The organism is Micromonospora sp. DT41, assembly GCF_049841715.1.
GTDB lineage: Bacteria > Actinomycetota > Actinomycetes > Mycobacteriales > Micromonosporaceae > Micromonospora > Micromonospora profundi.
In genome coordinates, this window is the sequence record NZ_JBNCKU010000001.1 from 395,657 (window position 1) to 414,580 (window position 18,924).

The following is an 18,924-nucleotide window of genomic DNA, read 5'->3' on the forward strand; positions in this document are numbered from 1 at the left end:
CGAGCGCTCAGCGGGGTGGCAGCCCCGCCGGGTAGGGCGGGTCAGGCACCGTCGGCGGGCGCACCGGGTGCCGACGCTCGTACGCGCGGGTCGCGTCGACCAGGCGGGCGTTCCGGACGGCCAGCCACAGGCCCGGCACCGCGGCCAGCAGGGCAAGCGTCACAGCGGCCCGGGTCCGCGCCGGCGTGCCGTACAGCCAGCCGATCAGCGGCAGCCCGGCGAGCAGCACGGTGAGCAGGAAAGTGCTCAGCGTCCTCCTGGTCCATCGGGGCGTTGCGCCCTGGTAGCGGGGTCGCACGAGCAGGGCTGTCGTGGCCAGGAAGCCCAGGGGCACGATGATGAACAGCAGCGCCATGAACGTGTCGGTGTCGTCGTCGCGGCCCCAGACCACCGTCAGCAAGGTCCCCGCGAGCAGCACCGACAGGCCGCCGGTGAACCCCCACCAGCCGGGACCCCGGCCGCGGCGGATCGCCAGGTGGCCGGCGAGCACGGTGACCATGGAGCCGAGGGTCAGCGCGAGCGCGACGGCGAGCAGCAGGTCCAGCTGACGTTGAGCGGGTCCGCCGCTCCCCAACGCGGGGGGAGCGCCCCGCGCACCGATGTACGCGTCGCCGAGGAAGCCGACACGCCGCCACCCGCCGTCCGACCAGCGATGTACGAAGCCGTCCCGGCCGTTGGCGACGAGCACCTCATGACCACCGCTGCCCGCGGGGTAGACGATCAGGTCGCGGGAGGCGAAGTGCCTTTCCACGTCGCCCGGACTCCAGGACCGCCGGGCCAAGTCCTCCCGTTGGGCGTCCGACACCTCCCAGGCCACATGCCAGGTCGTGCCGCCGTCGTCGCTTTGCTCCACCCGAAGGTGCCCGGCGACCGCCCGGTAGCACCGTCGGGGGTCGGCCGGCACGCACGCCTGCCGCTGGCCGGCGCTCTGGCTGGACAGTCGCCGTTGCTCGTCGAGGTCGACTTCTCGCCAGGTGGCACCTAGGTCGTCGCTGACCGACCAACGGCCGTCCGTCGCGCTCGTCGGCCACGGGGTGAGATCGGTACCGGAGCCGACCGAGACCGCCGGGTGGCCGTCGACAAGTGCCGTGCTGATCGCGTACGGGTAGTGGACAGCGCTCGTCGCCGCCACCGCCAACACCGCCGGCGGCAGCACCACCAGCAGCCGGACCAGCCGGGCGGTCCGTTGACGCACCGGCCGGCGAAGGGACCGCTTCCAGCTCCACCCGGCCAGCCCGAGCGCCGGCAGGGCGAGCAGGTCGGTCGGGTCGGCGCGGACCAGCGAGGGTCCGGCAAGCACGGTCCAAGCCGACGAGGCCAGCTCGGCGGCGTACCCGCTGGATTTGACGACCGCGAACCCGGCACCGACCGCGACCAGGCCGACCAGCGCGGCGATCCGGGCCGGCAACCGCGGCACCACGACGGTCAGCAGCACCGCGACCAGCGGTGGTGCGAGCACCAGGCCGGCGACGTCGCTCAACTTGCCGGTCAGCAGGCCCGGAAAGGCCTGCTTCAGCACATGGTCGTTGACGACCAGGACGAGCAGGGCTAGCAGGGTGCTGGGGTGGCAGAGCCACGCCAGTGTCGTCGGTGCGCCATCGCGCGGTGTATCGGTCCCCGTCATCCCCTCAGGGTCCGGTCGACCCGTCTCGATCCGCACACGGACCGGTCAGGGTCCGGTACCGACGGTCAGCCGGCGTCGGAGGAGTGCCCGGGGAACAGGTGTGCGCTGGGATCGATTGCCACCGCCGCGTTGTTCACGGCCGTGGCGGCCTCGCCGAACCCGGTGGCGATGAGCCGGACCTTGCCCGGATATTCGGTGATGTCACCGGCCGCGAAGACCCGGGGCAGGTTCGTCGCCATCGCGCTGTCGACAAGGATGTGCCGGCGGTCCAGGCGCAGGCCCCACTCGGCGAGCGGGCCCAGGTCGGCCGTGAAACCGAGGGCGGCGACCACGGTGTCCACCGGCAGCGTCTCGGCGGCGCCACCGCGCACTGTCACCTCCGCACCGGTCACGGTGCCCTCGCCGAGCAGCCGGGTGACCTCGGCGTTGACCACCACCCGTACCGGCAGCGACAGCACCCGGGCGACAGTCGAGGCGTGCGCCCGGAACTTCTCCCGCCTGTGCACGAGCGTCACCGAGCGGGCAAGCGGTTGCAGTGCCAACGCCCAGTCGAAGGCGGAGTCCCCGCCGCCGACGATCAGCACGTCCCGGTCGGTCAGCTCGGTCGGGTCGGTCACGAAGTAGACGATCCCGGTGCCGGGCGCGCCGTCGGCGCAGGGCAACGGTCGTGGGCTGAAGCTGCCCAGCCCGCCGGTGATCACGACCGCACCGCAGGCGAGCTGGTCGCCGCCGGCGAGGCCGAGCACCGGCCGGCCGTCGGCGTAGGAGAGCTTCTCGGCCCGGGTGCCGAGCAGGTACCGCGGGCCGAACGGGGCCGCCTGGGCGACCAGATTGGACACCAGGTCGCGGCCCTTGATTGAGGGAAACCCGGCCACGTCGAGGATCAGCTTCTCCGGGTACATGGCGCTGACCTGGCCGCCCGGCTCCGGCAGCGCGTCGATCACCGCCACCGACAAACCACGGAAACCGGCGTAGTACGCGGCGAAGAGCCCGGACGGGCCGGCCCCGATCACGGCAACATCGACCTCGTGCATGGCGTACCGTCGCTTTCCGCTCACGGATCAACGCGTGCTGATCACGACGGTAAGCGGGTGGCAGCGGTCGGGCAAGCACGTCCCAGAGGCGCGCCGACGAGCAGGTCAGGGCAGGCTGAGGGTGGACCCCGAATAGTCCGGCCCGTCCACTGTCGGACGGCGGCGGCGGAACAGGATCGCCGCCACGACGCCACCGAGCAGCCCGAACAGGTGCCCCTGCCAGGAGATCCGCTCGTCGGTGGGGAGGATGCCGACCAACTGCCACCCGTAGAGCAGGCCGACAAGCAGGAAGACGGCGAAGTTCCACCAGCTGCGCTCGACGATGCCCCGGGTGAGCAGGATGCCCAGGTAGCCGAAGATCACCCCGCTGGCGCCGACCACCACCGAATTGGGCGAGCCGGTGAACCACACGCCGAGCCCGCTCACCAGGATGATGATCAGAGTCGACCAGAGGAACCGGCGGGCCCCGGCGGCCAGCACGAAGGTGCCGAGCAGGATCAGCGGGATGCTGTTGCTGTAGAGGTGGTCGAAGCCGTGGTGCAGAAACGGCGAGAAGAAGACCCCGTCGAGCCCGTCGATACGCTGCGGGATGATGCCGGCCGTGGCATCCAGGCCGAAGTCGAGGCCCTGGTCGACGGCCTCGATGAAGAAGAGGAACGGGACCACCGCGCACATCGCGACGAAGGCCCGACCGAGCGCAGCGTAGAACGCCTCGGTGCCGAATCGGAACGGGTCGCCGCTTGACGGGTGCAGGGTCACCCCCCAACTGCTATCAGCAAAAAGGGCCGACCGCCACTCACGTCCCGTCCGAGCAGTCAGGTGTACGACGACGGCGGGGCGGATGGTCGCCCACCCGCCCCGCCGTGGAGATCGTCAGTACGTGTTGTTGTTCTGGAAGTACGTCCAGGCACCGCAGGGCGTCTTGTACCTGCCCTTGATGTAGCCAAGCCCCCACTTGATCTGCGTGGCGGGGTTTGTCTGCCAGTCGGCGCCGGCGGAGCCCATCTTGCTGCCCGGGTACGCCTGGGGGATGCCGTACGCGCCGGACGAGGAGTTGCGGGCCTTGTGGTTCCAGCCGCTCTCCTTGGTCCAGAGCTTCTCCAGGCAGGGGAACTCGGAGATGCCGAAGCCCGCGTCGATCATCATCGCGCAGCCGATCTTGCGGTTGCCGCTGTACTCGGCGCAGGATGCCGGGATCGGCCCGTCGTACGGCTTGGCGGCCTGCGTGGCAGCCTTCTCGGCGGCCTTCCGCTCGGCCTTGCGGGCGGCTGCGGCTGCCTCGGCCTTGCGGGCCCGCTCGGCGGCCTCCTTGGCGGCCTGCTCGGCCCGCAGCTTGGCCTGGTATTCGGCGGCCCGCTGCTTGGCGAACGCGACCTGGTGGGTGGCCTGCCGTTCACGCTGGTAGGCGAGGTCCGCCCGGTCTACCTCAAGGCCGACCTGAGCGGTCAGGCCCTGTTGCTGAGTTTCCCGGTCTTCGCCCAGGTAGAAGCCACCGGCAACGCCCACGGAGAGCAGCGCGACAGCAGCCGTACGGGCGCCCAACCGGCTCCACAGCCGACTCACGAAGTGGTCCCTTCGTCGGGGGCAAGGACACGGCGCGACGCCGGGCCACAGGGGCCGTCAGCCGTGCCGCGAGCGCCCCGACCGGTGTGCCGGTCGCGCCGACGCACCGATCGTCACCGACGTTGCCCATCCCTGGACAACGATCACCAGCGATCCCAGTGGTGCGTGGGCGCTCGTTGGACACCATCGCGCACAGTGAGGCTGATGGGAAACCAACAAGCCGCTTTGTGATCTGCGCCACAAATAAAATATGGACGAAGCCCTACAAACCACCCATCAAAGCGGGATGTCCTCCAGAAGATCCGTCACCATCGCGGCAATCGGCGAGCGCTCCGAACGGCTGAGCGTGACATGGGCGAAGAGGGGATGGCCCTTCAGCGCCTCGATGACGGCAGTCACACCGTCGTGACGGCCGACCCGCAGATTGTCCCGCTGCGCCACGTCGTGGGTGAGCACCACCCGCGAGCCCTGCCCGATCCGGGACAGCACTGTCAGCAGCACCCCGCGCTCAAGCGACTGGGCCTCGTCGACGATCACGAAGGCGTCGTGCAGGCTGCGCCCCCGGATGTGGGTCAGCGGCAGCACCTCGAGAATGCCGCGCGAGGTGACCTCCTCCAGCACGTTCTCGTGCACCACAGCGCCGAGCGTGTCGAAGACCGCCTGCGCCCACGGCGACATCTTCTCCGACTCCGACCCCGGCAGGTAGCCCAACTCCTGGCCACCCACGGCGTACAGCGGACGGAACACGATCACCTTCTTGTGCCGGCGGCGCTCCATGACCGCCTCCAGCCCGGCGCAGAGCGCCAACGCCGACTTGCCGGTGCCGGCCCGACCGCCGAGCGAGACGATCCCGATCGCCTCGTCGAGCAGCAGGTCGAGAGCGACGCGCTGCTCTGCCGAGCGGCCGTGCAGACCGAACGCCTCCCGGTCGCCCCGCACCAGCCGGACAGACTTGTCCGGCAGCACCCGGCCGAGCGCGGAGCCGCGCGTCGAGTGCAGCACCAGGCCGGTGTGGCAGGGCAGTCCGGCGGCCTCGTCGACGTCGAGCGTCTCCCCGGCGTACAGCGAGGAGATCTGCTCCTCACTCAGGTCCAGCTCGGACATGCCGGTCCAGGTCGGGTCGCTGGCCTGGCCGTGCCGGTACTCGTCGGCCCGCAGGCCCACCGAGGCGGCCTTGACCCGCAGCGGCATGTCCTTGCTGACGAGCGTGACGTCCCGGCCCTCGGCGGCGAGGTTGAGCGCCACGGAGAGGATGCGGGCGTCGTTGCTCTCGGTACGGAAGCCCGGCGGCAGCACCCCGTCGTCGGTGTGGTTCAGCTCCACCCGCAGCGTGCCGCCGGCGTCGTTGGCGGGCACCGGCGTGTCCAGCCGGCCGTGCCGGATCCGCAGCTCGTCGAGCATCCGCAGCGACTGCCTGGCGAACCAGCCCAGCTCCGGATGGTGCCGCTTGCCCTCCAACTCGGTGATGACCACCAGCGGCAGCACCACCTCGTGCTCGGCGAACCGGTGGAACGCCGCGGGATCGGACAGCAGCACGGACGTGTCCAGAACGAACGCCTGCCCGGCTGGTCGCGGCTCCTCGGGCTCGACCGGCGCGACGGCCGGCGCACGGCGGCTCCGGGTGGCGCGGCGGGTCGTGGCAGTCGCGGCCGGGGTCTGGTCGGCACCGGCGGTGATACGGCGAGTCGTCACAGGCCTGCTCCGACGGATGGGCACCCGCCACCCGCGTTCCGCCTCGTCCGGTGCCCGGGGACACGGGGTCGGATGCGGAACCCCGTGTGCGAGGTCGCAGATCCGGGCGGACCGGCTGGCCCGGGAGAACCCCGCGCCATGCCTAGACGCTAGCGGCGGCGGCCCGTCCCGGCTAGTGCCGTGATCGTGGATCTCCGGAGACAGCCGTGTGAACGACTGCGCCGCCGGGTCGACACCACGTGCCGGCGGCGGGGCGCGGCGAGCCGGCCGGGATGCATGCCCCCTGCGCGCATCCCGGCCGGCGGGGCCACCGTCACCGGTCTGACGTGACCCCCGACGGTGCGTGTCCGCCGCGGACGACGCACCGCGTTCGTGGCGCCGGTCGGCGGACCGCTCCCCCCGAAGCGGTCCGCCGACAGGCTCAACCGGTGCGTCGAACGAGCGTGCCGGTCGGGTGCCGCCCGGTGATCGGGGCGGCCGGCGCGGTGAACGACGAGCCGGTGTAGGTGGTGCCGGGGCGGGCCACGGTGCCGGAGCGTGCCACGGTGCCGGCGGAGCGGACGGCGCCCGCCGAGGAGACCGACAGGGCGGAGGCGATCGCCGCCTGGGCGTCACGCCGCCGTCGGTTCCAGGCACCCCTGTCGCCGTCGAAGTAGCCCTGCCGGTAACCGAAGCGGTAGCCGATGCGATAGCTCAGCTGCCCGTGCAGTCGACCAGCCGCATAGCTGGTGGCGGCGAGCACCAGGACGAGGAAGACCGCGAGGAAGGGGCTCATCGGGCGGCCCCGGCGCGGCCCGTACGCCGTTTCATCGTTCCTCCGGCTCGACCGCGGTCGGGTCCACGACGAGGAGCCGGTCCAGGTCGTCAGTACTGACCTCCTCGACCAGCTCGACGCTGATCCGGCAGCCGTCCAGCACGACCTCGGCCACAGAGGAACGGCGGATCTCCCCGCCGGCGTCGTAGACCCGGACGCTCAGCTCCGGGCAGCCGAGGTGGGTACGCCAGGCGTTCCACTCGGTGCGGTCGCTGACGCTCAGCGACAGGTATCGGCAGCCTCGGGCGAGGTAGAGGCGCCACGGGGCGCTCAGCCCTGCGGCCACCCCGTCGGCGATCAGCCCGAAGGCCTGGGCTCGGGTGGCGAGCTCGGTCACCACACCCCCCTGGCACCGGGGGCGTGACGCATGCGAGCACCAATCGTCTCATGCACGTGACACACCGTAGATTGTCCCATGGGCGTGACAGTATCAGCTTTTCGTCTGTTTACCTTCGCCACTACGGGCATCTATTCTGCCCGGGTGACACCCCTCAAGAGTGGCCCTGGATCGTTTACCGGAGATCCGAGGAGCCCGTCACGTCTGCGTGACAACAGCGTGCCTGGTCGCACGCCGGTTCCCGCTTGGCCGTACCGTCACGGGGTGACCGAGACGGCCAATGCGCGAAAGATCGCCTTCGCCACCTTCGTCCGGCGCGCCCTCGACGAGGCGCGAGCCACCCGGGCCTGGAGCGGCACCGAGGTGTCCCGACGTACCGGCGTCTCCCGGCAGACCATCAACAGGTGGGTCCGTGGCGACTGGGCCAGCGACCCCGAGGCCGAACGGGTGGTGGCCTTCTGCGAGGGCCTCGGGTTGAACCCCGCAGCCGCCTTCGCCGCGCTCGGTTGGGACCGCACCGCGAGCGGTCCACGGGCCAACCAGCCTGCCCCTCCGATGGACCCGGACGTGGAGGCTCTGTTGCGCCGGCTGATCGACCCCGACGTGTCGGACGCGGAGAAGTTCCACATCCGCGAAACCATCAGATACCTCGCGTATCGCCCGACGTTGCCGGTCGATGTCCGAAATAGAGGGAATCAAGCAGGCTAGTTCCTCAGATGGCGAAAGAACGCCTGGTCAGGTTCATTCGTTTCGCTCCGGGGCCGGAACGGGCACGCTAGCGTCCCTAGTCGTACTGCTTGGGCTCGTCGTCGGCGGGGGGACGGGACAAGGCCGAACCCAGCCCTGCGGGACAGAAGGAGGGGTCTGTCCATGACCCTGAAGTGGTTGGCAGTCGTGGTCGCCACGGTGTCGATGACACTGTGGGCGACCGGCAACGTGGTGACCCTCGTGGTCAGCGGCGGGCAGCTTCCGCTGCTCGTCAACCTCCTCGCGCTCATCAGCGCCGGCACGGCCGTCATCCTGGCCGTCATCGCGGAGCTGCACGAGCGCCTCAACAACCGGCTCAGCGCCCTCACCGAGTTCCTGGTGGCGCGGCTCAACGAGATCGAGACCCGCACCGGAGATCGCAACACCGGGTTCGTGGAGGGCTACCTGTTGAGCCACGGCCAGGACGCGACGGTGGTGCCGTTCGGCCGGCGCGGACGAGGAGCCGCCGAACGCTGACGGCACCCAGCCAGGCCGGGTGCGCTCGGCCAGGAATAGGCCCACATCGCCGGGGTACGCTGACGCGCGTGCCGCCGTTGAATCTGGGCAACCAGCAGCCGAAGACCCCGTTGAACGCCGACCAGGCCTGGCAGATCACCGCAGGCCGGGCCGCCGGAACGGTGCTCTTCTTCGACTTCGACGGGACACTCGCGCCCGTCGACGATGACCCGACCGCTGTGCGGCCCGCCCCCAAGGCGTTGGCCGCTATCGAGGCGTTGGCCCCGGTGGTCCGGCGGATCGCCATCGTCTCCGCGCGACCCGTCGACTTCCTCCGCGAGCGCCTCGGCGAGCTCAGCGGCGTCGACCTCTACGGCCTCTACGGCCTGGAGCACAGCCACTCCGGCGGCGAGACGGTCACCGAGCCGGCCGCCCTGCCGTGGGTGCCGACGATGGAGGAACTGGCCGACCTGGCCCGAGCGGAGCTACCCCCCGGCACGCTCGTCGAATACAAGCGGCTCTCCGTCGCTCTGCACTGGCGTACCGCGCCGCAGCTTGGCGCGACAGTGCAGGAGTGGGGGCAGGCGCAGGCCGACCGGCTGGGGCTGCGGGTGCAGGCCGGGCGGATGGTGCTGGAGCTCAAGCCGCCCGTCGACCGGGACAAGGGCATGGTGATCGGCGAGGTCGTCCAGGAAGCCACCGGCGCCTGGTACTTCGGCGACGACGTCTCCGACATCAAGGCGTTCGCAGCGCTGCGGGCCCGCGGCGAGGCGGACCCGGACTTCTTCGGTGTGTGCGTGGCAGTCGCCAACTCCGAAACCGGTCAGGAGGTGGCGAACGCTGCCGACCTGACAATCGAGTCTCCGGCCGCGCTTGGCGACTTCCTCACCCGGGCGCTCACCCACCTACCCTGAGCCGGCGCGGGCGCGCCCGCTCAGACGCCGTAGCGACGCTGACGGTTGGCGTACGAGCGCAGCGCCCGCAGGAAGTCGATGTGCCGGAAATCCGGCCAGTTGAGTTCGCAGAAGTAGAACTCCGAATGCGCCGACTGCCAGAGCATGAAACCGGACAGCCGCTGCTCGCCGCTGGTGCGGATGACCAGGTCGGGGTCGGGCTGGCCGCGGGTGTAGAGGTGCTCGGAGATGTGCTCGACGTCCAGCACCTCGGCCAGCTCTTCGAGGGTGCCACCGGACGCGGCGTGCTCCAGCAGCAGCGAACGGACCGCGTCGGTGATCTCCCGTCGCCCGCCGTAGCCCACCGCGATGTTGACCACGGCGCCATCACTGCGGTCCCGGGTGCGTTCCTCCGCGCCCTTGAGCGCCACAGCCGTCTGGGCGGGCAGCAGGTCCAGGGCACCGACGATGCGCAGCCGCCACGGATTGCCCTCCTCCGCCAACTCCACCACCAGGTCTTCGATGATCTGGAGCAGCGGGTCCAGCTCGCTTGCCGGACGACGGAGGTTGTCGGTGGCCAGCAGATAGAGGGTGACGTGCCCGATACCGGCCTGGTCACACCAGCCCAGAACGTGTTTGATCTTCGCGGCGCCGACGCGGTGCCCGTCGTTCGGGTCGACGAACCCCATCTCCCGCGCCCAGCGGCGGTTGCCGTCGCACATCACCCCGACGTGCCGTGGCACCGGTTTGCCCGCGAGCTTCGCCGTGAGCCGGCGCTCGTAGACGGAGTAGATAAGGTTCCGCAGCGTCATCACCTAGCAGCGTAGCGACCCGCCGGTCAGCTCACCGCCTCGGAGGCCGATCCCCGGCCGGCAATTCCATGCCGATCAAGCCCAGCGTACGGGCAGTGAGCCGACCGTCGCCGAGCCCCAACTCCACCACATCGTCGAAGACCTGGTCATCCCGGCGGGCCGCCCGGACCGCCGCGTCGACCACCCGTCGACGCCGGGCCAGCCAGGCCGCAACCGAACTGTGCCGCAGGTGGATGCCGAGACGACGGCGAAGCCCGTGGGCGTAGCGGCGGGCGGCGTTCTCGGGCTCACCGGCCGCCGCGGCACCGGCCAACGCCCCGGAGAGCAGCGCGTAGAAGATGCCCTCGCCGGTGAACGGGTTGATCAACGACAGCGCGTCCCCGGCCAGCAGGGTGCGGCCCCGCCCAGGCGCCGGCCGATGCGTGGACAGCGGCAGATGGTGTGCCCGCAGCGCGGTCACCGTCGACAGGTCGGTACCGGGCAGCAACGCGACCAGCCGATCCAGGAGGTAGCCGCGACTCAACGGCTCGCCACGCAGCACCTCCCCGTACCCGACGTTCGCCCGCCCGTCGCCGATCGGAAACGACCAGGCGTACGCCGGCCAGCGCGCCTTCGAGGTCACGATGAGCTGCTCGGGCGGGCCGGGCAGCGCCGGCGCGTACCCCCGGATAGCCAGCGCCAGGTGTCGATCCGGGTTGACCGGATGGCCGAGAGCCCGGCGCACCACCGACCCGGCGCCGTCCGCGCCCACCACCACCCGGCCGGAGATCTCCCCGTCGAGCACCACCCGGTCGGCACGCGCCTCGACCTGGCGGACCGTGTGCCGACGCAACTGCGCGCCGGCGGCCACCGCCGCGGCGACCAGCCGCGCGTCGAAAACCTCCCGGGGCACTGTGTACGCCGGCCGGGGCAGCGCCCGGGCAACCGATCCGCCGCCCGGGGCGACCATGCGTAGTGCGGGCAGCGGCGCGTAGCCGGCCACCGCTTCGGTGACCCCCAGCTCGACAAGCACGTCGACGGAGTGCGCGGCAATCCCGTCACCGCACGCCTTGTCGCGGGGGAAGTCAGACCGGTCCAGCAGCAGCACGCTGGCACCGGCCCGGCGTGCCGTCAACGCGGCGGCCGCACCGGCTGGCCCTGCCCCCACCACCACCACATCGAACTCGTCACCCACCACGCGCCCCCTCCCGCTCACACGGCACTGTCACCCGGCCCCCGCCCCGATCACCACTGCTGGGCTGCACGCCGCCACCCACCCACCCCAATTCAAAGCCGATCCCCCGTGACCGACACCACAGCCATCCTGCACCAGCCCACCGAAAACCAACCGCTCCAAAGGCCACCCGCCCCTCGCCCTCCACCCCCGCCCACCCACCCCGCTGGCCCACCCACCCCGCTGGCCCACACACCTAGCTCGCCCGTCCACCTCGCTGGCCCACCTGCCCACCCCGCTCGCCCACCCCTCGCCGTCCCACCGCGCTCGCCCACCCACATCCGCCCGGCCACCCCAACCCCGCCCCACACGTCGATCATGGAGTTGTGGTGCCTGTCGTATCCCGGTTAGCCACTTTCATCCCCCACCACAACTCCATGATCGACGCGGCGAGGCGGGCTAGACGGCCGAGCGAGGGCCGGACGGCCGAGCGAGGGCCGGACGGCCGAGCGGGGTCGTATCCAGCACGGCGGGACCGGGTCGCCCCGAGCGAGGGCGGGGCGCTAGGGCATGGCTGAGGCACGGACGGACTCGCTCCCGCGCGATCTTGCACTTTGGGTCGCCGATTTGCGCCTTTCATTGCCTTACGCACCGGCAGGAAGTGCAAGATCGCGGGCGAAGGCGAAGGCGAAGGCGGGAGGTGGGCCGCGCGGGGGTGCGGGGGTGCGGGGGTGCGGGGGTGCGGGGGTGCGGGGGTGCGGGGGTGCGGGGGTGCGGGTGGATTCAGGTTGGGGGTGCTTCCGGGGCGCGGGATGCTCGGTGGAGGCCGTACAGGGTCAGGGTGGCTGCGGCGAGTAGCGGGGCGCCGTCGCGGACCAGGCCGTCCACGCCGAGCAGCCACCAGCACAGCGGCAGGTCCACGGCGAGGACGGCAACCGTGACGATGACCAGCAGGCGACCCGCCCACTGCTTGCCGCGCATCAGGAACGCCGTGCAGAACAGCACCGCGTAGCTGACCGTGATGCCAGCGCAGAACCAGAAGAGCACGGCGGGTACGGCGGACAGCCGGCCGTCCAGGATGGACCCGCCGGCGACCAGTGCCGGCACCAGCATCAGCGGGCTGTAGGTGAACGCTGCCGCCCGACTGGTCAACAGCCAGCCGCTGGCCTCGGGGCGGCGCGGTGGGGTTTCCCGCCAGGAGATCCCGGCTCTGTCGATGACCAGCCGTTGCCGGTACCGGACGAGATGCCCGGCCAGCGCCGACGAGCGGTAGAGCAGCCAGACCACCGACACACAGAGCCCGGTGAGTACGGCGAAGCCGAGCAGCCCGGGCAGCGGCGGCACCCCCTGCCGGGGCACTATCAGCCGGCCGACGGCGAAGACTGTGGTGACGGCGAGGATCAGGCCGAACGGGCGGGCCAGCGTCCGGCCCCTGCGCACATGCCCGATCAGCAGCAGGAAGCCGAACGAGCGCAGCATCGCCCAGCCGGTGCGTACGGCCAGACCGAAGCCCTGCTCCGGGGCGTACCACCAATTGATCAGCTCGACCACGACGGTGGCCGCCGCCGTGGTCGCCAGCAGGATGGTGAGCGCCCGGACGGCGGACGGCCGCCGGACCTCGGTCTCGGCGGCCGTCCTCATGGAATCCGATGATGCCCGTGGCGGGCGGTTTTCACACCTACCGTTGGGGCTGCGCGGCGTCCAACCGGGCCCGCAGGGCGTCCAGTTCGGCCCAGAGCACGCCGGGCAGCTTGTCACCGAACTTCTCGAACCACTCGGTGATCAGCGGCAGCTCGTTGCGCCACTCGTCCGGGTCGACCTTGAGCGCGATCCGGACGTCCTCCGGGGTCATGTCCAGGCCCTCGACGTCGAGCGCGTCGGGTGCCGGCACCATGCCCACGGGGGTCTCGACCGCGTCGGCCGTGCCCTCGATCCGCTCGACGACCCACTTGAGCACCCGGGAGTTCTCCCCGAAGCCGGGCCAGAGGAACGAGCCGTCCGGGTCCTTGCGGAACCAGTTGACGTAGTAGATCTTCGGCAGCTTGGACTCGTCGCCGTCGGCGCCCTTGCCCATCTCGATCCAGTGGCGGAAGTAGTCACCGGCGTTGTAGCCGATGAACGGCAGCATCGCCATCGGGTCGCGGCGGACCACGCCGACCGCGCCGGACGCGGCGGCGGTGGTCTCCGAGGACAGCGTGGCACCCATGTAGACGCCGTGCACCCAGTCGCGGGCCTCGGTCACCAGCGGGATGGTGTCCTTACGACGACCACCGAAGAGGATGGCGTCGATCGGCACGCCGTTGGGGTCGAAGTACTCGTCGGCGAGGATCGGGCACTGGGTGATCGGCGTGCAGAACCGGCTGTTGGCGTGCGAGGAGAGGCTGTCGCTCTCCGGCGTCCAGTCGTTGCCCTTCCAGTCGATCAGGTGCGCCGGCGGCTCGCCCATGCCCTCCCACCAGACGTCCCCGTCGTCGGTGAGGCCCACGTTGGTGAAGACCGAGTTGCCGCGGTCCAACGTGCGCATGGCGTTGGCGTTCGTCTTCCAGTCGGTGCCGGGCGCGACGCCGAACAGGCCGTACTCCGGGTTGACCGCGTAGAGCCGGCCGTCCGCGCCGAACCGCATCCAGGCGATGTCGTCGCCGATGGTCTCGACCTTCCAGCCCGGGATGGTCGGCTCCACCATGGCCAGGTTGGTCTTACCGCAGGCCGACGGGAAGGCGCCGGCGATGTGGTAGACCTTGCCCTCCGGAGAGGTGATCTTGAGGATGAGCATGTGCTCGGCGAGCCAGCCCTCGTCGCGCCCCATCACGCTGGCGATCCGCAGCGAGTAGCACTTCTTGCCCAGCAGCGAGTTGCCGCCGTAGCCGGAGCCGTACGACCAGATCTCCCGCGTCTCCGGGAAGTGCGAGATGTACTTCGTCTCGTTGCACGGCCACGCCACGTCCTGCTCGCCCGGGGCAAGCGGGGCGCCGATCGAGTGCAACGCGTGCACGAAGTCCGCGTCGTCCCCCATGGCCTCGAGGACCTTGGCGCCCATTCGGGTCATGATGCGCATCGACGCGACCACGTACGGGCTGTCGGTGATCTCGACACCGAACATGGGCTTCTCGGCCTCGACCGGGCCCATGACGAACGGGATGACGTACATGGTCCGACCGCGCATCGAGCCGCGGTACAGATCGGTCATCGTCCGCTTCATTTCGGCCGGCGCCATCCAGTTGTTGGTGGGGCCGGCGTCCGCCTCGTCGACGGAACAGATGTAGGTGCGTTCTTCGACCCGGGCGACGTCCGTCGGGTCGGTACGCGCGTAGAACGAGTTCGGCTTCTTTTCGGGGTTCAGTCGGACGAGCGTGCCGGCATCGACCAGCTCATCTGTGAGGCGACGCCATTCCTCGTCGGATCCGTCGACCCAGACCACCCGGTCAGGGGTGGTCAGTTCCGCCACCTCACGAACCCAGGCGAGCAGTTTCGGATGGGATGTCGGGGCCTGATCGATACCCCGCACAACAGCCGGAGCAACCATGACACATCTCCTTGTGGTCGACGCTGACCGATCTATGGGGTGCACGAGTCTCAGCGGCGCCGATGCGTCGCCTTCGTGGAAACCTGGGATTGGCCTCAGCGTAAACCGGGCAGCCTTCCGAGTCAGTGGGACTGGTTGTGAAGAACTGCACAAGGTACGGCTTAGCTGCGGTATCACGAGCTGATACCCGCTTTCCTGCGCAGTTTCACGCAAATCTTGTCGTGCGCCCCGGCCGACGTGCGTTGCGGTCGGGCCGTGAACCCGCCTCGCCGACCGGTTCGCGGATTCCCGTTCCGAGCCGCCTCAGTCCTGCGAATTGGTTACGCTGCGTTCAACGTCACACACCCGGCGACAGGGCCACCCGCGCGGGGGCGTCGGCTCGCGTTGCTCCCCCTCTGACTGGTCGGCAGCCGGTAGGCTCGGGCCTGTGGCCGCCACGATGACCGGGGAGCAACCGGGTCCCCGGCAGACCAGACCTGGTCTGGTCCGCGCACTGCGCGACCGTTTCGGTCACCTCGTCCGCGAGCTGAGCAAGTTCGCCACGGTCGGCGGGATCGCTTTCCTCATCGACTTCGCCCTGTTCAACTACCTGACGACAGTGCGCGGGGTCGAGCAGGTGACGGCGAAGACGATCTCCACGGTGATCGCCGCCACGTTCGCCTTCCTCGGCAACCGGTTCTGGACCTGGCGGCATCGCCAGCGCAACAACCCGGCGCGCGAGTACGCGCTTTTCTTCTTCTTCAACGCCGTCGGCCTCGGAATCGCGGTCGCCTGCCTGGCGGTCAGCCGCTACGGGCTCGGCAGCATCTGGCCGGCCGTGTTCCAGACGCAGCTGGCCGACAACATCGCGAGCTTCGTGGTCGGTACGGGCCTCGGCACGTTGTTCCGGTTCTGGTCCTACCGGCGGTTCGTCTTCGTCGAAGCGGGAAGTCAGCCCGTTCCGCAGGGGGAGCACGACCGCGACTACGGGGCGTGACCTGCCGCCCACCCCGTCCGGCCGGTGACCGCCGGCTTCATCGACTGCCTTAAGGTGTTTCGCATGCGTCTTGTCCGTCTGCTGCCTGAGCGCTGGCAGAAGTTCATCAACGAGGCGCTCAAATTCGGCATCGTCGGTGGCATCAACACTGTCATCAATTACGCGGTGTTCAACGCTCTTGCACTTACCGTCTTTGCCGACGGTCAGTTGAAGGCGACTGTCATCGCGACGATCGTGGCGACGATCACGTCGTATCTGATGAATCGCCATTGGACGTACCGAGATCGCCCGAAATCTGCACTTCGGCGCGAGTACGTCCTATTCTTCCTGTTCAACGCGACGGGTCTGCTCATCGAGTTGGGCGTCCTGGCAGCCGCCAAGTACGGCCTCGGCATGAACAGCCTGTTGGCACTGAACGTGGCAAAGACCGTCGGCGTCCTGCTGGCCACGCTGTTCCGCTTCTGGTCGTACCGGACCTTCGTCTTCCAGCCCATCGCACCTGTCGAACCCGACGTCAAGCCCGAATCCACCTGGCACAGCATCCCGCGCGACGAATGGGACACGATGGCTGAGATGGACCCGGTCGCCGAGCTGGCCGAATCCGTCTCCGAACTGGAAGAGGCACAGTCCAGTGACCGCCCAGAGGCCACTCCCGGCCCGGCCGGCGGCGCTCCAGCCCAGGGACGACACACACCGCTGACCCCCGGCATCCCCGCGGACCTGTCCGCGGAACTCGCCGCGGAGCTGCACGCCGGCACCCGTCGCGCGCCCCGCCGGTGACGACTCCTGACACCCGCTCCGGCACCGGGGCGCCCGCCGAGCTGTTCTTCGAGGACCTCGTTCCGGGGCTCACCGTCGACCTCGGCACGGTGACCGTGGACGGTGACGAGATGCTGGCGTTCGCCCGCCGCTTCGACCCGCAGTGGTACCACGTCGACAGCGCCCTGGCTGCAGCGAGCCGGCACGGCGGCGTGATCGCCAGCGGCTTCTACACGGTGAGCCTGTTCATGCGGGCGTACGTCGATCGCCTGCTGTCCCGCGCGGCGGCCGACGCCTCCCCCGGTCTGGAGGAATTGCGGTGGCTCGCCCCGGTACGCGCCGGAGACCGCCTCGCCGTCCGCGTGGACGTGATGGGCGCTCGACCGTCGACGGCCCGTCCGGGGCTCGGCACCGTCAGCCTCACGGGAACGATGCTCAGGCTCGGCCCGGACAACCGGCCGGAGCAGGAGGTCATGCGGACCCGCTTCCGTGGCTGGTTCGCGCTGCGCCCGACGGAGCCGACGCCCGAAGGCAGCCCGACGGAAGCCGGTCGAAGCGGAGGCAGCCCGACGGACGCCAGTCAGCCCGGAGGCAGCCCGGCGGGGACCGACCAGCGCGAGGGCGGCGCGGTGGCGATCAGCTGGCCTGAACCTGGCCCGTCCGAGCGCGGCACGGCGGAGACCAGCCAGTCCGCAGGCGGCTCGGCCCAGGCCGGACGGTCCGAAGGCGTACCGGCCCCGCGGCCGGACAGCGACCGCCCTGGGACGAAAACGCCCCACTGACCGGCCAAGGCGTAAAGCGCCCCCAGGACCGGTCCGCCCCGGCACGTCGGCCGGGGCGGTCGCGGACTGCCGGGATCAGCTGGTGGTATCGCGCAGTGGCTTGCCCTCCCGCATGTCGGCGAGGATGTCGCGCATCTCGCCGTCACCAAGCGAGTGCTTGTCGTGTTGCGCCTCGATCAACTCGTACAGGGTGGTCTGCACCCGGCTGACCCCGGGCACGTCGACGAGCACCGACTGGCCGCGCTCACCGGCGGACTCGATGGTGAGCGTGCCGCAACCGACAAGGCGCTCGATGAAGCGCTGGCTCATCGAGTGGTCGTTGACCCGGGTGAGCGGGAGGTCCCGCCGGTCGCGGGAAAAGACACCGTGTTGCAGCAGCACCCGTTCGTTTGTGAACAGGTAGTGCGTGGTGCGCCAGACCAGGAACGGCCACAGCCCGAACCACAGCACCGCGACCAGCGCGATCGCACCGATCACGGCCAGCGTGATCGAACCACCACCGCTCTGGGGCAGCATGAGCACACCGACCACCACCGCAGCGATGGCCAGCACCAGCACCGCGATCGGCCGGATCAACGCCTTCCAGTGCGGGTGCAGGTGCAGCACGACGTGCTCGTCTTCGGTGAGCACGTCTTCGGGAAACGCCACGGAAACCTCCATCGCCGTTTTTCTGCCGCGCAGACGGTAAACCCCCCAGGGCCTCCGACAACATCCGCCACGCGGCCCACCCGAAGTCTGCGCGATCTTGCACTTTCGGTCGCCGTTTCGCGGCCTTCGCCCGTTCCGCCCGACAGCAACTGCAAGATCGCGGCGAAGGGGAGCTAGCGCACGTGAAGGACGTCTCCTGCGGCTATTGCTCGGAGGCCGGCGGGGGTGGTCAGCAGGAGCTGGCCTCCTGGGTCCACTCCTGTTGCGGTGCCGGTCAGCTCGTCGCCGTTGGGGAGCAGCACGCGCACCTCGCGGCCGACTGTGGCGCAGGACGCCAGGTAGGCGTCGCGCAACCCGCTGGCCACGGCGTCTCCGCCAGCGGAACGCCAACGGGCGTACCAGTCGGCGAGCGCCCGCAGCAGTGCCCTCAGCAACGGGTCCCGGTCGGTGGCCGCCGCGCCGGACAGTTGCAGCGAGGTCGCGGGCAGCCCGGTCGGGTTCACCGGCAACTCGTCGGCGCGCAACGTCACGTTGAGGCCCATGCCGAGCACGATTGCCGGCGGCTGGGCGGGCGCACCTCCCGGCACCGCCTCGGCAAGCACCCCTGCGCACTTCGAGTCGCCGATCAGCAGGTCGTTCGGCCACTTCAGAGCGGCCTCCAGCTCGGCCAGTCGGGCCACCGCCTCGACAAGCGCGACGCCGGCCAGCAGCGGCAGCCACCCGTACCCCGTGGTCGGCACCGCAGGCCAACCGCGGTCCGGCACGGCATCCCCGGGCCGCAGCAGCACGCTCGTGGCGATCCCCGCTCGCGCCGGCGACTGCCACACCCGGCCGCGGCGACCGCGCCCGGCGGTCTGCCGCTCGGCGACCACGACCAGACCCTCCGGCTCGCCGGCCGCCGCCGCCTCGGCCACGTCGGCGTTCGTGGAGCCCGTCTCGGTGCGCAGTTCCAGCCTGGCCCACGGGCCGTGCGGCGCGACAAGCGCGCGCCGCAGCCGGGCCGCCGACAGCGGCGGGCGGTCCAGATCGGTGTACGGGGAGCCGGGCATCCCGCCAGCCTACGGCGCTGGCAGCGCCGACAGTGAGGCGTACTGCACAGCCGCATTGCCCT

General features: G+C 70.4%; 19 protein-coding genes. 6 read left to right on the forward strand and 13 right to left on the reverse strand.

Annotated features, from left to right (window positions below):
- Positions 1-7: 7 nt before the first annotated feature.
- From ACLQ23_RS01750 to ACLQ23_RS01780, 7 genes are all read right to left on the reverse strand, one after another.
- Positions 8-1,624, reverse strand: coding sequence for a hypothetical protein (locus tag ACLQ23_RS01750; RefSeq protein ID WP_355596811.1), 1,617 nt, complete (start codon positions 1,622-1,624; stop codon positions 8-10).
- 65 nt (positions 1,625-1,689) lie between these two features.
- Entirely contained in the window at positions 1,690-2,658 is a 969-nt protein-coding gene (locus ACLQ23_RS01755) for an NAD(P)/FAD-dependent oxidoreductase (protein ID WP_355596923.1), read from the reverse strand.
- A gap of 105 nt (positions 2,659-2,763) precedes the next feature.
- The gene (locus ACLQ23_RS01760; RefSeq protein WP_355596809.1) at positions 2,764-3,417 is read right to left on the reverse strand and encodes a rhomboid family intramembrane serine protease; all 654 of its coding nucleotides are present in this window, start codon (positions 3,415-3,417) and stop codon (positions 2,764-2,766) included.
- Positions 3,418-3,531: 114 nt separating this feature from the next.
- Positions 3,532-4,221 carry a lytic transglycosylase domain-containing protein gene (locus ACLQ23_RS01765; RefSeq protein WP_355629407.1) on the reverse strand — a complete coding sequence of 230 codons (690 nt, stop codon included), beginning with the start codon at positions 4,219-4,221 and terminating at the stop codon, positions 3,532-3,534.
- A 276-nt stretch (positions 4,222-4,497) separates the two neighbouring features.
- A complete protein-coding gene (locus tag ACLQ23_RS01770) occupies positions 4,498-5,913 on the reverse strand; it encodes a PhoH family protein (protein ID WP_355596805.1) in 1,416 nt (471 codons plus the stop codon).
- A gap of 421 nt (positions 5,914-6,334) precedes the next feature.
- Complete coding sequence (locus ACLQ23_RS01775) at positions 6,335-6,688, reverse strand: hypothetical protein (protein WP_355596803.1); 354 nt, start codon at positions 6,686-6,688, stop codon at positions 6,335-6,337.
- A gap of 31 nt (positions 6,689-6,719) precedes the next feature.
- The gene (locus ACLQ23_RS01780) at positions 6,720-7,064 is read right to left on the reverse strand and encodes a hypothetical protein (RefSeq protein ID WP_053655423.1); all 345 of its coding nucleotides are present in this window, start codon (positions 7,062-7,064) and stop codon (positions 6,720-6,722) included.
- A gap of 264 nt (positions 7,065-7,328) precedes the next feature.
- Here ACLQ23_RS01780 and ACLQ23_RS01785 point away from each other — a divergent pair, with 264 nt between their 5' ends.
- From ACLQ23_RS01785 to otsB, 3 genes are all read left to right on the forward strand, one after another.
- A complete protein-coding gene (locus ACLQ23_RS01785; RefSeq protein ID WP_355596801.1) occupies positions 7,329-7,772 on the forward strand; it encodes an XRE family transcriptional regulator in 444 nt (147 codons plus the stop codon).
- A 162-nt stretch (positions 7,773-7,934) separates the two neighbouring features.
- Positions 7,935-8,288, forward strand: a complete 354-nt coding sequence (locus ACLQ23_RS01790; RefSeq protein ID WP_355633144.1) for a hypothetical protein — start codon at positions 7,935-7,937, stop codon at positions 8,286-8,288.
- A 68-nt stretch (positions 8,289-8,356) separates the two neighbouring features.
- Entirely contained in the window at positions 8,357-9,181 is an 825-nt protein-coding gene (otsB, locus tag ACLQ23_RS01795) for a trehalose-phosphatase (protein ID WP_355596797.1), read from the forward strand.
- Between the two features lie 20 nt (positions 9,182-9,201).
- Here otsB and ACLQ23_RS01800 read toward each other — a convergent pair whose 3' ends face one another.
- The 4 genes from ACLQ23_RS01800 to ACLQ23_RS01815 form a co-directional block, all read right to left on the reverse strand.
- Positions 9,202-9,972, reverse strand: a complete 771-nt coding sequence (locus tag ACLQ23_RS01800; RefSeq protein ID WP_355596795.1) for an isoprenyl transferase — start codon at positions 9,970-9,972, stop codon at positions 9,202-9,204.
- 31 nt (positions 9,973-10,003) lie between these two features.
- Complete coding sequence (locus ACLQ23_RS01805; RefSeq protein WP_425734712.1) at positions 10,004-11,146, reverse strand: NAD(P)/FAD-dependent oxidoreductase; 1,143 nt, start codon at positions 11,144-11,146, stop codon at positions 10,004-10,006.
- A gap of 762 nt (positions 11,147-11,908) precedes the next feature.
- On the reverse strand, positions 11,909-12,766 hold the full coding sequence (locus tag ACLQ23_RS01810; protein ID WP_355592482.1) for a hypothetical protein: 858 nt from the start codon (positions 12,764-12,766) through the stop codon (positions 11,909-11,911).
- A 37-nt stretch (positions 12,767-12,803) separates the two neighbouring features.
- Complete coding sequence (locus tag ACLQ23_RS01815; protein ID WP_355592484.1) at positions 12,804-14,648, reverse strand: phosphoenolpyruvate carboxykinase (GTP); 1,845 nt, start codon at positions 14,646-14,648, stop codon at positions 12,804-12,806.
- A 439-nt stretch (positions 14,649-15,087) separates the two neighbouring features.
- On the opposite strand from ACLQ23_RS01815, the gene ACLQ23_RS01820 reads away from it, so the two are divergent.
- The 3 genes from ACLQ23_RS01820 (at position 15,088) to ACLQ23_RS01830 (ending at position 17,165) form a co-directional block, all read left to right on the forward strand.
- On the forward strand, positions 15,088-15,624 hold the full coding sequence (locus tag ACLQ23_RS01820) for a GtrA family protein (protein ID WP_355592837.1): 537 nt from the start codon (positions 15,088-15,090) through the stop codon (positions 15,622-15,624).
- Positions 15,625-15,687: 63 nt separating this feature from the next.
- Positions 15,688-16,404 (forward strand): GtrA family protein, encoded by a 717-nt coding sequence (locus ACLQ23_RS01825; RefSeq protein ID WP_355630169.1) that lies wholly within the window; start codon positions 15,688-15,690, stop codon positions 16,402-16,404.
- Positions 16,401-17,165 (forward strand): MaoC/PaaZ C-terminal domain-containing protein, encoded by a 765-nt coding sequence (locus ACLQ23_RS01830; protein ID WP_425734711.1) that lies wholly within the window; start codon positions 16,401-16,403, stop codon positions 17,163-17,165. Before ACLQ23_RS01825 ends, ACLQ23_RS01830 begins: the two co-directional genes overlap by 4 nt.
- A gap of 75 nt (positions 17,166-17,240) precedes the next feature.
- On the opposite strand, the gene ACLQ23_RS01835 is transcribed toward ACLQ23_RS01830, so the two are convergent.
- Together ACLQ23_RS01835 and ACLQ23_RS01840 are read right to left on the reverse strand one after the other, a co-directional pair.
- Entirely contained in the window at positions 17,241-17,813 is a 573-nt protein-coding gene (locus ACLQ23_RS01835) for a PH domain-containing protein (protein WP_355592488.1), read from the reverse strand.
- A gap of 173 nt (positions 17,814-17,986) precedes the next feature.
- Positions 17,987-18,862, reverse strand: coding sequence for a biotin--[acetyl-CoA-carboxylase] ligase (locus tag ACLQ23_RS01840; protein WP_355630139.1), 876 nt, complete (start codon positions 18,860-18,862; stop codon positions 17,987-17,989).
- Positions 18,863-18,924 lie beyond the last annotated feature (62 nt).

Bases quoted from the DNA above. Each gene is read 5' to 3' on its own strand.
- ACLQ23_RS01750 (WP_355596811.1), bottom strand. From the start codon at position 1,624: ATGACGGGGACCGATACACCGCGCGATGGCGCACCGACGACACTGGCG.
- ACLQ23_RS01755 (WP_355596923.1), bottom strand. From the start codon at position 2,658: ATGCACGAGGTCGATGTTGCCGTGATCGGGGCCGGCCCGTCCGGGCTC.
- ACLQ23_RS01775 (WP_355596803.1), bottom strand. From the start codon at position 6,688: ATGAGCCCCTTCCTCGCGGTCTTCCTCGTCCTGGTGCTCGCCGCCACC.
- ACLQ23_RS01790 (WP_355633144.1), top strand. From the start codon at position 7,935: ATGACCCTGAAGTGGTTGGCAGTCGTGGTCGCCACGGTGTCGATGACA.
- ACLQ23_RS01800 (WP_355596795.1), bottom strand. From the start codon at position 9,972: ATGACGCTGCGGAACCTTATCTACTCCGTCTACGAGCGCCGGCTCACG.
- ACLQ23_RS01810 (WP_355592482.1), bottom strand. From the start codon at position 12,766: ATGAGGACGGCCGCCGAGACCGAGGTCCGGCGGCCGTCCGCCGTCCGG.
- ACLQ23_RS01815 (WP_355592484.1), bottom strand. From the start codon at position 14,648: ATGGTTGCTCCGGCTGTTGTGCGGGGTATCGATCAGGCCCCGACATCC.
- ACLQ23_RS01820 (WP_355592837.1), top strand. From the start codon at position 15,088: ATGACCGGGGAGCAACCGGGTCCCCGGCAGACCAGACCTGGTCTGGTC.
- ACLQ23_RS01825 (WP_355630169.1), top strand. From the start codon at position 15,688: ATGCGTCTTGTCCGTCTGCTGCCTGAGCGCTGGCAGAAGTTCATCAAC.
- ACLQ23_RS01840 (WP_355630139.1), bottom strand. From the start codon at position 18,862: ATGCCCGGCTCCCCGTACACCGATCTGGACCGCCCGCCGCTGTCGGCG.